The following is a 13301-nucleotide window of genomic DNA, read 5'->3' as shown; positions in this document are numbered from 1 at the left end:
GTTCGACGGGGGCCGCCGGGGTAGGGGTGTCGGTGTCCCGACACGGCGGAGGGTGAGGCGCATGAAGATCGGTTACTTCCTGTCCAGTGAGGAGTACACGCCGGCCGAGCTGCTGGCCCAGGCGCGCGGCGCCGAGCAGGCCGGCTTCGAGGCACTGTGGATCTCCGACCACTACCACCCGTGGGTCGACGCGCAGGGCCAGAGCCCGTTCGTCTGGTCCACCATCGGCGCGCTCAGCCAGGTCTGCCGGCTGCCGGTGACCACGGCCGTCACCTGCCCCACCACGCGCATCCACCCGGCGGTCGTCGCGCAGGCGGCGGCCACCAGCGCGGTGCTGCACGAGGGGCGCTTCGTGCTCGGGGTGGGCACCGGGGAGGCGCTGAACGAGCACATCCTCGGCGACGCCTGGCCGCAGACCGACGTGCGGCTGGAGATGCTGGCGGAGGCGGTCGAGGTGATCCGCGAGCTGTGGCGCGGCGACTTCGTCAACCACCACGGCCGGCACTACACCGTGGAGCACGCCCGGATCTACACCCGCCCGCAGACGCCGCCGTCGATCTACGTCTCCGGCTTCGGCCCGAAGGCGATCGAGCTGGCCGCCCGGATCGGCGACGGGTACGTCAGCATGATGCCCGACGCCGACATGGTGCGCCGGTTCCGCGACGCCGGCGGCGGCGACAAGCCGTGTCAGGGCGGCTTCAAGGCCGCGTACGCCGACACCGCCGACGAGGGCGCCCGGATCGCGTACGAGCGCTGGCCCAACGCGGGCGTGCCCGGCGAGCTGTCCCAGGTGCTCCCCTCGCCGCGCCACTTCGAGCAGGCCGCCGAGCTGGTCCGCCCGGAGCAGGTGCGGGAGGCGTTCGTCTGCGGCCCGGACGCCGACGCCCACCTGGAGATGATCGACAAATACGCCAAGGCCGGGTTCGACGAGGTCTACGTGGCCAACACCGGCCCGCACTGGCCGGGCCTGTTCGACCTCTACCAGCGCGACGTGCTGCCCCGACTGCGGTGATCGGGGCAGCCGGTTTCGGGGTCGGACGCCGGGGGTAGCTGAGGCGCTTGATGAAACTGACCAGGCACGCCACCACTCTGCGCCGCGCGGCGAAGAACCTGTTCGGCTGGACCGCGCTGCGGCCCAACCAACTGGCCGCCATGCGCGCCGTCATGCAGCGCCACGACGCCCTGGTGGTGCTCCCCACCGGCGCCGGCAAGTCGGCGATCTACCAGATCCCGGCCAGCCTGATCCCCGGCCCGACCGTGGTCATCTCCCCGCTGCTCGCGCTCCAGCAGGACCAGATCGCCGCGCTCAACGAGCGGCAACGGCCCGAGCTGCGCGCGGTGCGGATCAGCTCGGACGAGAGCGCCGCGCAGCAGGCCGAGGCGATCGAGGACGTCCGGGCCGGCCGGGCCGAGTTCCTGTTCATCACGCCCGAGGCGCTGAGCAACCCGGACCGGCTGGCCGAGGTCCGCTCGCTGTCCCCGGCGCTGGTGGCGATCGACGAGGCGCACTGCATCTCGTCCTGGGGCCACGACTTCCGGCCGGACTACCTCGCGCTCGGCCACCTGATCGACGGGCTCGGCCGCCCGCCGGTGGTGGCGCTGACCGCCACCGCCTCGCCCCCGGTGCGCGACGACATCATCGCCCGGCTGCGGCTGCGCGAGCCCGAGGTGGTGGTCTCCGGGCTGGACCGGCCGAACCTGTTCCTGGAGGTGGCCCACTGCCCGACCGAGGATTACCGGTGGCGGCGGCTGGTCGCGCTGCTGCGCGACGACGAGCGGCCCGGCATCATCTACGTGCCGACCCGGCGCGCGGCCGAGGAGCTGGCCGAGCGACTGACCAAGGCGGGCTTCCCGTCCGAGTTCTACCACGGCGGCATGCCCACCGCGGCCCGGCACGAGCTGCACGAGGCGTTCCTCGCCGACCGGGTGCCCATCATGGTGGCCACCTCGGCGTTCGGCATGGGCATCGACAAGCCGAACATCGCCTGGGTGGTGCACATGGCGCTGCCCGACTCGCCGGACAGCTACTTCCAGGAGATCGGCCGCGCCGGCCGGGACGGCTCCCCGTCCCGGGTGCTGCTGCTGTGGCGCTCCGAGGACGTCGGCCTCCAGCGCTACTTCAGCGGCGGGCTGCCCGACGAGAAGGAACTGTCCGACCTGGCCGCGGTGCTGCGGAGCAAGGCCCGTACCCGCAAGGAGCTGCGTGAGCTGACCGGGCTGGGCCCGCGCAAGCTCGGCCAGTACCTCTCCCTGCTGGAGCAGATCGGCGCCGCCGAGCCGCGCGCCCGGCAACGCGTCGGGGCGCCCCGGTACGCGCCGGACGCCGCCGAGGCCGGCCGGGCCGCGCGTGCCGAGGCCGAACGGCAGCAGACCGTGACCCGGTCGCGGACGGACATGATGCGCGCGTTCGCCGAGACCACCGGCTGCCGCGGGCAGGCGCTGCTGGCGTACTTCGGTGAGCAGATGAGCGAGGTCTGCGGCCACTGCGACAACTGCCACGCCGGCACCAGCGTGGCCAACGACGGCGCGGTCGGGCCGTTCCCGGTGCACAGCCAGGTCCGGCACGCCGAGTGGGGGTCGGGCCTGGTGCTCAGCTACGAGGAGGGCCGGATGACGGTGCTCTTCGACGAGGTGGGCTACAAGACGCTGTCCGTGCGCGTGGTGTCCGAACAGGGCCTGCTGGAGCTGGACTAGCCTGATCCGGGCACCGCGAGGGTGCCCGTCGACAACGACGACCGCGGCGAAAGGAACCTGATCGTGATCGAGCAGCCGGCGTACACCCGGTTCGGCGTCTCGGACGAGGAGTGGGGGCTGCTGGTGGGGTTGCCGCAGTCGGTGCTCACCGCGGCGGCGGCCGCCGAGTCCGACGGCACCCGGCGCACCATGGCCGAGAACGCCGCCGGGCTGGAGACCATCGCCGCCGGCCGGGAGTCGGCCAGCCCGCTGGTGGCCGCCGTGGCCGGCGAGATCGTCTCCCGGGTCGGCGACCCGGAGACCGGCGCGGAGCTGCCGGTCATCACGCCGGACGACCCGACCGCGATGATCGAGGACGTGCTCACCCGGGCCGGCCAGGCTTCCGCCCTGCTCACCGGCAAGGTGGACGAGGGGCAGGCCGGCGCGTACCGGCACTGGCTGGTGGAGATCGCCGAGCAGGTGGTGGGCGCCGCCTCCACCGGCGGCATCCTGGGCATCGGCGGGGACGTGGTGAGCGACTCCGAGCGCCGGTTCCGGGACCGACTCTCCCACGTGCTCAACGACTGAACGTAGAGTTAACAGAGGCTTCCACGTTCGTCAATGACGGACGTCACGCCCCACGGGTGCCGCGTTTCGGCCCCGTGGGGCGTCGTGTTTGTGGAGGGATGTCGACAGACCACGGGGGTCGTTCATGGACACGCCGATACAACCGCAGATCTTCGACACGGCGCAGATACCCGCCGCCGACCGCTTCGGGCTCTGGCTGGAGATGCTGGCCCAGACGCCCACGCTGATGCGGATCCGCACCGAGCACGCCGACAACTTCGAGGCGCGGGCCGAGTTCCTCGAACTGGGGCCGATCCAGCTCATCCGGCACCGCTACCCGCCGCTGCACGGGATCCGGACCCGCAAGCTGATCAGCCGCTCCGACGCCGACTGCTACCTGCTGGCGCTGACGCTCAACGGCACCGGCATCGCCGACCAGGACGGGCAGCGGGGCATCTGCCCGCCCGGCGACCTCACCTTCTACGACTGCGCCCGGCCCCAGGAACTCACCCACCACGTCGACGACGCCGACGACCGGTCCGCCGCGTCGATCGTGGCGCTCATCCCGTACGACGCGCTGCCGCTGCCGCACCGCCGGCTCACCCCGCTGTTCGCCAGCCGGATGTCCGGCGCCGAGGGGATCGGCGCCCTGCTGGCCGACTACCTCATCCGGATCACCAGCCATCCGGAGCAGTACCACGCGGTCGACGCGGACCGGCTGGGCGGCGTCGCGCTCGACCTGACCGCCACGCTGCTCGGTCGCCACCTGGTCTCCGAGGAGGCGGTGCCGACCGAGGTCCGGCGCCGCGCGCTGCTCGCCCAGGTGCACGCGTACGTCCGGCAGCACCTCGGCGACGTGACGCTGGGCCCCGGCACGATCGCCGACGCCCACCACCTGTCGGTGCGGTCGCTGCACCGGCTCTTCGAGGACGAGGAGACCACCGTCGCGGCGTACATCCGGGACGAGCGGCTGGCCCGGTGCCGGCGCGACCTCGCCGACCCGGCGCTGGCCGACCGGTCGATCCAGGTCATCGCCGGCCGCTGGGGGTTCCGGGACAAGGCCCACTTCAGCCGCGCCTTCCGGGCCACCCAGGCGGAGACACCGCAGGCGTTCCGGGCGCGTCACCTCGAACAGGCACGGATCGTCAACAGCACGGCATCCGGAGTCAACTCGACCCGGACACAATGAACCCGGGCCGGCACCGGCAACGGTGACGACCCGCTGGTAACGGGGGGCCGTGGCGTGGCGCCCGCGGCGGTCCAGCCGCGGGCGGCCGCCCGGTGACCCCTCGCGTCGCATCGGACGGCACCCGGGTTCCGGCCCCGTCGTTTTCCCCCCAGGACCGACGGGGCCGGTCGGGGGGTCAGTCGGCCGCCTCCTCCTCCAGCAGCGCCAGCACCGACTTCTCCACCGCCTCGCGCGGCATCTCCGGCTGCACCGGCGCCAGCACCCCGTCGTGGTACAGGTCGACCACGCGCGGGTCCACGTACGACGTGCGGGCCACCGTCGGGGTGTTGCCGAGCAGCTCGGCGACCGAGCGCATCACCGCCGCCACCGCCCGGCGGCGCGCGGTGACGGACCGCTGCGGGCCCACCGAGGCCAGCTCGGCGGCGGCCAGCACGGTGGCGTGCCAGGTGCGGAAGTCCTTCGCGGTCATCTCCCCACCGCTGGCGTCGCGCAGGTAGTCGTTCACCTCGTCGCTGCGCACGTCGCGCCACGCGCGACCGTCCCAGTAGCCGAACAGCCGCTCCTGGGCGCGCCGCCGCCGGCGCAGGTTGAGCAGCACCTGGCACAGCTCCGCATCCTCGACGCGGCGGACCTGGTCGATGCCGCCCTTGGCCGGGAACTCGAACACCACGCACCCGCCGCGGGAGCGGGCGTGCTCCGGTCGCAGCGTCGCCACGCCGAACGTGGGGTCGTCGCCGGTCGCGTACTGGTCGCTGCCCACCCGGAACGCGCCCATGTCGAGCAGCCGGGCCACGGTGGCCAGCACCCGCTCCCGCCGCAGCCCACGCAGCGCCAGGTCGTGCGCGACCCGGTCCCGCAGCGCCGGCAGCCGGTGGGCCACCTCCAGCACGTGGTCGAACTTCGCCTCGTCCCGCTTGCGCCGCCACTGCGGGTGGTAGAGGTACTGCTTGCGGCCGGCCGCGTCGATGCCGGTGGCCTGGATGTGCCCGTTCGGGTGCGGCGAGAGCCACACGTCCCGCCAGGCGGGCGGGACCACCAGCTCGCGCAGGCGGGCCAGCTCGTCGGCGTCGCGCACCGGTTCGCCGGTCGCGTCCAGGAAGAGCCAGCCCTTGCCGCGCCGCCGCCGGGCGTACCCCGGCCGGCCCGGGTCGCTACGCCGCAACCGCACCGGAGACCCGTTCCACCTCGGCCACCGCCGCCACCACCTCGTCGATCCCGATGGCATCCAATGTCGGATGCGTTCCTACCCCGGCGGAACCGGTCGAATCCGGGTCGGATGCGGCGGCCTCGACGCGACCGAGCACCCGGTGCCGGCGCCGGTGCGGCGGCGGCCCCCAGCGGGTCGCCGGCACCGGACCGAACAGCACCACCGAGGCGGTCCGGTAGCCGGTGGCGAGGTGCGCCACGCCGGTGTCACCGCTCACCACCACGCGGGCGTCGGCCACCAGCGCGGCCAGCTCGGTCAGGCCGGTCCGCCCGGCCAGCACCGCCGTCGGCGGCAGACCGGCGTCCCGGGCCACCCGGGCGGCCAGCGCCCGCTCGTCGGCCGAACCGGTCAACACCACCCTGTGGCCGCACGCGGTGAGCGCCCGCGCCAGCCCCGCGAAGCGGTCCGCCGGCCAGCGCTTCGCCGGCACCTTGCTGCCCGGGTGCAGCACCGTCACCCCGGCCGGTACGCCGACCGCGGCCGGCCGCCGCAGCGCCAGGTCCCCGGCGTCCGCCGGCAGGCCGTACGCGTGCAGCAGCCGGCACCAGCGACGCACCTCGTGCTCGTCGGCGTCCCAGGCCGGACCGTCGAGGTGGCCGGCCGACGGGTTCCGGAAGGCGACCAGCCGGCCCGGCCGGACGGCGGCCAGCGCCCGGTGCGACTCCGGTCCCCGGCCGTGCAGGTTCACCGCCACCTCCGGCGGCGGCCCGGTCCAGCGGATCCGGTCCGGTCCCGTGGTGGGCAGCACCCGGTCGACCGCCCCGGTCAGCGCCGCCAGCGGCGCCAGCCAGGCCGGGGCCGCCAGCACCACCTCCCGGCCGGGCAGCCCGGCGCGTAGGCCACGCAGCGCCGGGACCGCGGTGGCCAGGTCACCGACCCCGAGCGCGCGCAGCACCAGGATCACGGGTACGACGACTCCCGCTCGGCGCAGACCACCAGCTCGCGGACCGCGCAGCCGGCGGGCTGGGAGAGCGCGAACAGCACCGCGGCGGCGGTGTCGGCCGGCTCGTTGAGCACCGCGTCCGGCCCGGGCCGGTACTGCTCGTCGCGCTCGTCGAAGAACGCGGTGCGCATGCCGCCGGGGATCAGCAGCGTCACCCCGACCGCGCCGGCCAACTCGGCGGCGAGCGCCCGGGTGAACCCGACCACCCCGAACTTCGCCGCGCAGTAGGCGGTCGCGTCGCCGACCGCCTTGACGCCGAGCGTGGAGGCGACCGTGACGATGGTGCCCCGGGACTCCGCCAGGAAGGGCAGCGCGGCCCGGATCACCGCCGCGGTGGCGAGCAGGTCCACCGTGACGATCCGCTCCCAGGTCTCCGCCGGCACGTCGGCCAGCTTCCCGGGCACGTCCAGGCCGGCGGCGGTGACCACCGCGTCCAGGCCGCCGGCACGCTCCGCGAGGTCCCGGGTGGCGACCTCGGCGGCCCGGGTGTCGGCCAGGTCGCACTCGGCCCACGGCACCCCGTCGGCGGGGCGCTGCCGGTCCAGCACGAGCGGCCGGCCGCCGGCGCCGGCCACGGCCGCGACCACCGCCGCGCCGAGGCCGCTGGACCCACCGGTGACCAGCACGGTCGGCCCGGCGCCGGGCCCGTTGCGTGGCGCGTTCATCATGCTCCCTTCGCCGTGGACCGGACGACCGGCTCCGGACCGGTCTCCGCGACCGGGCCGGCCGGCCAGCCGGCGCTGCCGCGGCCGGCGCGGGCCGCCGCGATCATGTCGGTGGTGGACCGCCCGGCCAGGTACGGCACCACCACCGTGTGGCCGCCCCAGCGGGCCAGGATCGCCGACTCCGGCAGCGTCTCCGCGCCGCCGCCGCTGGCGTAGTCACCGCCCTTGACCCAGATGTCCGGACGCACCCAGGACAGCGCCGCGTGCGGGGTCGGCTCGTCGAAGATCAGCACCGCGTCGACGCAGCCGAGCGCCGCGAGCAGCCGGCTCCGGTCGCCCTGCGGCACCACCGGACGCTCCGGCCCCTTGAGCCCGGCCACGCTCGCGTCGGAGTTGAGGCAGACCACCAGGCAGTCGCCGAGCTGCCGGGCCGCCTGGAGCGTCGCCACGTGCCCGGCGTGCAGCAGGTCGAAGCAGCCGCCGGTGGCCACCACGGTGCCGCCGGCGGCGCGTACCCGGGCCAGCACCTCGCCGGCGGCGACCGCGCCGATCCGGTCCCCGCCGGCGGTGACCACCGTCGGGGCGACCGCCCGGACCGGCGCCGGCAACGCCGTGGTCACGCCCCCGCCGGCCACGTACGCGGACGCCTCGGCGACCGCCTCCTGAACCGCCTCGGACACCAGCGCGCCCCGGGCCAGCGCCAGCGTGGCCGCGGCGGCGAACCGGTCCCCCGCGCCGCAGGTGTCCCCCTCGGCGGGAGGCGCCGGGACCACCAGCGGGGTGGAGCCGGCGTGGCAGAGCAACGCGCCGTCCCCGCCCAACGTGACCGCGACCGCGCCGGCCTGCCAGCGCCGGCGCAACGCCTGCGCGCTCCGGGACGCGTTCGCCAGCCGGGACCCGCCCGGCGGCGTCTTGGCCAGGTCCCGGGCCTCCGGCTCGTTCGGGGTGGCCAGGTGCACCCCGGGCACGGCCGCCGGGCCGCGCGGATGCGGGTCCCACACCACCGGCGCCCGGGTGGCGGCCAGCGCGGCCCGCAACGCGGGCTGCCCGGCGACGCCCCGGCCGTAGTCGCTGACCAGCACCGCGGACGCGCCGGCGAGCAGCCGCCGCACGGCCTCGCCCGGCTCCCCCGGCACCCCGGTCGGCCCGCCCCGGTCGTGGCGCAGCAGCACCCGCCCGCGGGCCCGCAGCCGGACCTTCTCCGGCGTGGCCCCGGCCAGCGGAAGCGCGTAGAGCTGCACCCCGGCGGCGGCGAGCAGGGTGCCGAGCCGGGCCCCGCCGGCGTCGTCGGCGACGGCGGTGACCAGCGCGACCTCGGCGCCCATCGCGGCCGCGAACACGGCGGCCAGGCCGGCCCCGCCGGGGCGGTCGACGGACGCGGTCTCGTCGAGCACCGGCACCGGGGAGTCCGGGCAGAGCCGGTTCACCGCCCCCTCGACGTCCCGGTCCAGCAGCGTGTCACCGAGCACCACCACGGGTCCCGCCATGCTCGACCTCCTCATCGGGTCCGCACCTCCGGAGCCGGGTCGCCGAGCACCACCTCGACGCCGGTACGCACCGGACCGGCCGGGGTCCGGGCGGCCAGCGCCGCCGGCAACGCCCGGTCGACGTACTCGCAGAGCACGTGCACGGCCACCAGGTGCAGCTCCTGCACCACCTGGGCGTCCGGTGAGTCGACCGCCAGCCGCTCGTGGCAGAGGTCGGCGAGGGGGTTGGGGGCGGGTCCGGTGAAGGCCCAGCAGCGCAGGCCGGTGTCGCGGGCGGCGTGCGCGGCGGTCAGGAGGTTGGTGCTGGTGCCGCTGGTGGAGAGCAGGAGGAGGTGGTCGTCGGGTCGGCCGTGGGCGCGGACCTGGCGGGCGAAGGCTTCGTCGTAGCCGTAGTCGTTGGCGATGGCGGTGAGCGCGCTGGTCTCGGCGTGCAGGGCGATGGCGGACAGGGGTCGGCGGTCGTGGCGGAGCTTGCCGACGAGTTCGGCGGTGAGGTGCTGGGCCTCGGCGGCGCTGCCGCCGTTGCCGGCCACCAGCAACCGGCCGCCGGCGGCGAGGCGGTGCGCCAGCTCCCCGCCCCAGCGGGCGAGCAGGTGTTCCGCCTCGCGCAGCGCCGGCAACGCGCCGGCCAGCCGGGTCAGGTGGTCCGCCAGCACCGTCCCGCCGGCCGTCGGGACGGCCGTCATCAGGCGACCACCCGGGTGGGTCGACGCACGCCGGCCACCTCGCCGTACAGCGCGCCGAGGCGCTCGGCCGCGGTGGCCCACGAGTAGCGGGTCCGGGCCCGCTCCAACGCCGCCGTGGCGTAGGCGAAGCGGCGGATCCGGTCCCCCAGCAGGCCCCGGATCGCCGCGCCGAGCGCGGCCGGGTCGCGGGCCGGCACCAGGTCGCCGGTGCGGCCGGGCACCACCGTGTCGATCAGCCCGCCGACCGCGGTGCCGATCACCGGTACGCCGCAGGCCATCGCCTCCAGCGGGGTGAGCCCGAACGGCTCGTACCAGGGGGCGGCCACCAGCACGTCGGCGGACCGGTACCAGCGGCCCATCTCCTCGCGCGGCACGGCGCCGACCAGGCGTACCCGGTCGGCGATGCCGAGCGACCGGGCCAGCGCCCGCAACCGCATCGCGTACGGGTCGGTCTCCAGCAGCCCGGCGGGCGGCCCACCGACCACCACGCACTCGGCGTCCGGCACCAGCGCGGTGGCGCGGATGACGTCCTGGAAGCCCTTGCGCTCGACCAGCCGTCCGACGGTGAGGATGCGGGCCCGGCCACCGTCGGCGTCGGCGACCGGGCCCAGCGGGTCGAAGGTGGACAGGTTCACCCCCGACGGCACGACGGTCATCCGGGACCGCGGCACCCCGAGTCGGACCAGTTCGGCGACCTCGTCCTGGCACTGGGCGACCACCCGGTCCACCGCGCGGCCCAACTCCCGTTCGTGGTCGACGCGGCCCGGCGGGCTGGTGTCCTGCGCGCCCTGGTGGCGGCGTTTGACGGTGCCGAGCGCGTGGAACGTCTGCACGATCGGCACGCCGGTGCGCCGGGCCGCCGCGAGCCCGGCCAGCCCGCTCATCCAGAAGTGCGCGTGCACCACCTCGGGTTGCCAGTCGCCGGAGCGCCACCGGTCCGTCAGCCAGTCGGAGAACGCCGGCATGTACGGCAACAGGTCGTCCTTGGCCACCGGCTCGGCCGGGCCGGCGGGCACGTGCACCACCTCGTACCCGTCCGGGGCGGCCACGGTCACCGGCAGGTCCACCGCGTCGCGGCGGGTGTGCACGCGGACGTCGTGTCCGGCTGCCGCCAGCGCGGCGGAGAGTTCGGCGACGTGCGTGTTCTGGCCGCCGGCGTCCTCCCCGCCGAGGACGGCGAGCGGGCTGGCGTGTTCGGAGATCATCGCGATGCGCATACTTCCTCCTCCAGCAGCCGGTCCCAGTCGGCGAGGAAACGCTCCAGGCCGTAGCGGTCGCGGGCGGCGGCCCGGGCCGCCTCGCCCGCCCGGCGGGCGACCGCCGGGTCGTCCAGCAGGCCCCGGGCGGCGTCGAGCAGCACGTCGACCCGGGTGGAGAGCGCTCCGGCGGCCGGCGGTACCGCCTCGACGGCCTCGGTGGTGGCCAGCGCGACCACCGGCATGCCGATGGTCATGGCCTCGATCAGGCTGAGGCCGAGCGAGGTCCAGCGGCACAGGTGCAGGTAGGCGCGACGCTTGGCCAGCTCCGCGTGCATGGCGTGCTGCGGCACGTCGTCGTGGCTGGTCAGGCGGTCCTCGGGCAGCCCGAGGTGGGCGGCGAGCCCGGCCACCTTCATGCCGTAGACGTCCAGCGGGGCGACCGCGGCGAACCGGGCGAGCAGGTCGGTGCCGGTGACCCGCCAGCGGCGTACCGGTTCGTTGATCACCACGGCGAGGCGGTCGAGTTCGCCGGTCCATTCGACGGCGGGTGCGACGACGCCGTGTTCCACCACGGCGGTACGGGTGGCGCCGTTGTCCCAGAACAGCTCGTTGAATCCGGTGACGTGGGTGAGCAGCAGGTCCTCGCGGTCGGCCATCGGGTGGCGGGTGTTCGGCACGTCGCCCTTGGGGGTGTTGTGTTCGACGTAGACGGCCGGCAGGTCGCGGCCGGGGCGGCGGCCGAGCCACTCGGTCGCCAGGTCGAGTTCCTCGGGGCGTTGCAGGACGACCACGTCGACGTCGGTGGTGCGGAGCTGCTCCGGGGTGACCTCGACCGCGTTGTCGGGCCAGGGGTAGGTGCGCGCCCGGCCGAGCCCGTAGGCGTCGCGGGCCGGGTTGACCGGGATGAGGTAGCGGTGCTTGCCGTGCACGAACGAGGTGGTCCAGGACCCGTGCACGTGCCACAGCAGGATGTTCATCCGGCCACCCCGAGCAGCCGCAGCGCCTCCAGCACCCGGCCCGGCTCGACCGCGGAGAGACAGGGGTGGCCGGGGACCGGGCAGGTGGTGGCGCGGGTGTCCCGGCAGGCCGCGCCCGCGTCGCCGAGGCGGACGGTCGGCACCCGGTACGGTCCCCACTGGCCGAACGGGACGGTGGGGGCGAACAGGCTGACCACCGGCACGCCCAGCGCGGCGGCCAGGTGCGCCGGACCGGTGTTGCCCACCACCAGCGCGCCGGCCCGGGCGATCACGGCGGCCAGCTCGGCCAACCCGGTCCGGCCACCCAGGTCGACGCCGCCGGCGGCGGCCACCCGCGCGGTCAGCTTCCGCTCGTCCGGCCCGCCGGTGACCACCACCCGGTGGCCGGCGGCGCCGAGCACCCGGGCCACCCGGGTGGCCAGCTCGACCGGGCAGGCCCGGGTCTCCACCGAGGAACCCGGGTGCAGCACCACGTAGCCGGGCGCTCCGGCCGCCACCGGGACCGGCGGCAGCCGGTCCGTGCGCAGGCGCAGCGCGGGTTCGTCGTGCGCGGGCAGCGGGTAGCCGGCGGCGGCGGCGAGGGAGAGCGCGCGTTCGGGTTCGGGTACGCCCACCGGGACGCGGTGGCGCACGTCGAGCAGGGCGCCGGGGTAGTCGTCGCTGACGGCGCTGATCCGGGGCACGCCGGCCAGGCGCAGCAGCAGGGCCAGGGGCAGCGGGGACTGGTGGAAGCTGGTGAAGACGACCGCCTCGTCGGCGTGCACGGCGGCGAGCCGGTCGGTGAGCGCGCGGATGGCGGTGGGGTCGACCGGTGGGGCGGGGGCGTCGATCCAGGGCAACGGCCATTCGACGATCTCGTCGACGCCGGGCAGGAGTTCGGCGGCGGCCCGGCCGCGGGGACCGCAGAGCAGCACCACCCGGCGGGCGCCGGCCGCGACCGCCCGGATGCCAGGACCGGTGACCAGCACGTCCCCGGCCGCGTCGCTGCGGACCACCAGCACGGTGCCGGCGCGACGCCGACGCTCGGGCGTCGGCGCGGCCACCAGCCGCATCCGGGTCAGCACGGTGTCCACCGCGTCCGGCAGGTCGGCGGCGACGGTCGGCGCGGCGGCCACCTCGGCGGCCCGGGTGGCGGGCGTCGGCACCAGGACGCCGGCGGCGCCGGCCGCCGCGGCGGCGGCCATGTCGGCGCCGATGTCCCCGATCAGCACGCACCGGCTCGCCGTGGTGCCGAGCGCACGCGCGGCGGCGTGCACCAGTCCCGGCGCCGGCTTGCGGCAGCCGCACCGGTCCGGCTCCGCGTGCGGGCAGATCTGCCAGCTGTCGAACGGGCCGAGCAGCTCCTCGACCCGGGCGTTGACCCGGTGCAGGTCGTGTGCCGTGAAGCAGCCCCGGGCCAGGCCGGACTGGTTGGTGACCACGGCCAGGCGCAAGCCGGCCGCGCGCAGCCGGTCCAGCGCCTCCCGGGCGCCCGGCACCGGCCGGACCTTCTCCGGGTCGCCGTTGTACGGCACGTCCTCCACGAGCGTGCCGTCGCGGTCCAGCAGCACCGCCTCGTACAGGCCGGACGGGAGCCGGTCAGCACCCGGGTAAACCCGGGCTGACCTGCACTGATCCCGCTCGTGGTCCCGTCGCACGGGCGGCGGGTTCCCGACCCCCCGAGGAGTAAACGTCAGCCCCGGTTACCCGCCGCCTCCGAGAAGCTAAC

Annotated in this window: 12 protein-coding genes; 4 read left to right on the top strand and 8 right to left on the bottom strand. The window is 75.8% G+C overall.

Going from position 1 to position 13301, the window contains the following annotated elements; genetic code table 11:
* Positions 1-61: 61 nt before the first annotated feature.
* The 4 genes from ACIA6B_RS04580 to ACIA6B_RS04565 all read left to right on the top strand — a co-directional run bounded on the left by ACIA6B_RS04580 (position 62) and on the right by ACIA6B_RS04565 (position 4429).
* Positions 62-1012 carry a TIGR03557 family F420-dependent LLM class oxidoreductase gene (locus tag ACIA6B_RS04580; protein WP_396770934.1) on the top strand — a complete coding sequence of 317 codons (951 nt, stop codon included), beginning with the start codon at positions 62-64 and terminating at the stop codon, positions 1010-1012.
* A gap of 50 nt (positions 1013-1062) precedes the next feature.
* On the top strand, positions 1063-2694 hold the full coding sequence (locus ACIA6B_RS04575) for a RecQ family ATP-dependent DNA helicase (RefSeq protein ID WP_396770932.1): 1632 nt from the start codon (positions 1063-1065) through the stop codon (positions 2692-2694).
* A 63-nt stretch (positions 2695-2757) separates the two neighbouring features.
* A complete protein-coding gene (locus ACIA6B_RS04570; protein WP_357300455.1) occupies positions 2758-3261 on the top strand; it encodes a hypothetical protein in 504 nt (167 codons plus the stop codon).
* 124 nt (positions 3262-3385) lie between these two features.
* Complete coding sequence (locus ACIA6B_RS04565) at positions 3386-4429, top strand: helix-turn-helix domain-containing protein (RefSeq protein ID WP_396770930.1); 1044 nt, start codon at positions 3386-3388, stop codon at positions 4427-4429.
* A 175-nt stretch (positions 4430-4604) separates the two neighbouring features.
* On the opposite strand, the gene ACIA6B_RS04560 is transcribed toward ACIA6B_RS04565, so the two are convergent.
* The 8 genes from ACIA6B_RS04560 to ACIA6B_RS04525 are packed head-to-tail and all read right to left on the bottom strand — an operon-like array spanning position 4605 to position 13230.
* Positions 4605-5597, bottom strand: a complete 993-nt coding sequence (locus ACIA6B_RS04560) for a DNA topoisomerase IB (RefSeq protein WP_396770928.1) — start codon at positions 5595-5597, stop codon at positions 4605-4607.
* Positions 5581-6540: a glycosyltransferase family 9 protein gene (locus ACIA6B_RS04555; protein WP_396770926.1), complete on the bottom strand. Its 960-nt coding sequence runs from the start codon at positions 6538-6540 to the stop codon at positions 5581-5583. Before ACIA6B_RS04555 ends, ACIA6B_RS04560 begins: the two co-directional genes overlap by 17 nt.
* Positions 6537-7244: an SDR family oxidoreductase gene (locus ACIA6B_RS04550; RefSeq protein ID WP_396770924.1), complete on the bottom strand. Its 708-nt coding sequence runs from the start codon at positions 7242-7244 to the stop codon at positions 6537-6539. The genes ACIA6B_RS04555 and ACIA6B_RS04550 overlap by 4 nt, the downstream gene beginning before the upstream one ends.
* On the bottom strand, positions 7244-8731 hold the full coding sequence (locus ACIA6B_RS04545; protein ID WP_396770922.1) for a PfkB family carbohydrate kinase: 1488 nt from the start codon (positions 8729-8731) through the stop codon (positions 7244-7246). The genes ACIA6B_RS04550 and ACIA6B_RS04545 overlap by 1 nt, the downstream gene beginning before the upstream one ends.
* 11 nt (positions 8732-8742) lie before the next feature.
* The gene (locus ACIA6B_RS04540; RefSeq protein ID WP_396770920.1) at positions 8743-9417 is read right to left on the bottom strand and encodes an SIS domain-containing protein; all 675 of its coding nucleotides are present in this window, start codon (positions 9415-9417) and stop codon (positions 8743-8745) included.
* Complete coding sequence (locus ACIA6B_RS04535) at positions 9417-10634, bottom strand: glycosyltransferase (protein WP_396770918.1); 1218 nt, start codon at positions 10632-10634, stop codon at positions 9417-9419. The genes ACIA6B_RS04540 and ACIA6B_RS04535 overlap by 1 nt, the downstream gene beginning before the upstream one ends.
* Positions 10619-11593, bottom strand: coding sequence for a glycosyltransferase (locus tag ACIA6B_RS04530; RefSeq protein WP_396770916.1), 975 nt, complete (start codon positions 11591-11593; stop codon positions 10619-10621). The genes ACIA6B_RS04535 and ACIA6B_RS04530 overlap by 16 nt, the downstream gene beginning before the upstream one ends.
* Positions 11590-13230 carry an HAD-IIIA family hydrolase gene (locus tag ACIA6B_RS04525; protein ID WP_396770914.1) on the bottom strand — a complete coding sequence of 547 codons (1641 nt, stop codon included), beginning with the start codon at positions 13228-13230 and terminating at the stop codon, positions 11590-11592. The genes ACIA6B_RS04530 and ACIA6B_RS04525 overlap by 4 nt, the downstream gene beginning before the upstream one ends.
* Between the last annotated feature and the right edge of the window lie 71 nt (positions 13231-13301).

Source organism: Micromonospora sp. NPDC051141 (assembly GCF_044455765.1).
Classification (GTDB): Bacteria; Actinomycetota; Actinomycetes; order Mycobacteriales; family Micromonosporaceae; genus Micromonospora.
This window is presented reverse-complemented; position numbering and strand designations above follow the sequence as displayed.

Coding starts and splice junctions, on each gene's coding strand:
- ACIA6B_RS04575 (WP_396770932.1), top strand. CDS start 1,063: ATGAAACTGACCAGGCACGCCACCACTCTGCGCCGCGCGGCGAAGAAC.
- ACIA6B_RS04565 (WP_396770930.1), top strand. CDS start 3,386: ATGGACACGCCGATACAACCGCAGATCTTCGACACGGCGCAGATACCC.
- ACIA6B_RS04545 (WP_396770922.1), bottom strand. CDS start 8,731: ATGGCGGGACCCGTGGTGGTGCTCGGTGACACGCTGCTGGACCGGGAC.
- ACIA6B_RS04530 (WP_396770916.1), bottom strand. CDS start 11,593: ATGAACATCCTGCTGTGGCACGTGCACGGGTCCTGGACCACCTCGTTC.
- ACIA6B_RS04540 (WP_396770920.1), bottom strand. CDS start 9,417: ATGACGGCCGTCCCGACGGCCGGCGGGACGGTGCTGGCGGACCACCTG.
- ACIA6B_RS04550 (WP_396770924.1), bottom strand. CDS start 7,244: ATGAACGCGCCACGCAACGGGCCCGGCGCCGGGCCGACCGTGCTGGTC.
- ACIA6B_RS04580 (WP_396770934.1), top strand. CDS start 62: ATGAAGATCGGTTACTTCCTGTCCAGTGAGGAGTACACGCCGGCCGAG.
- ACIA6B_RS04535 (WP_396770918.1), bottom strand. CDS start 10,634: ATGCGCATCGCGATGATCTCCGAACACGCCAGCCCGCTCGCCGTCCTC.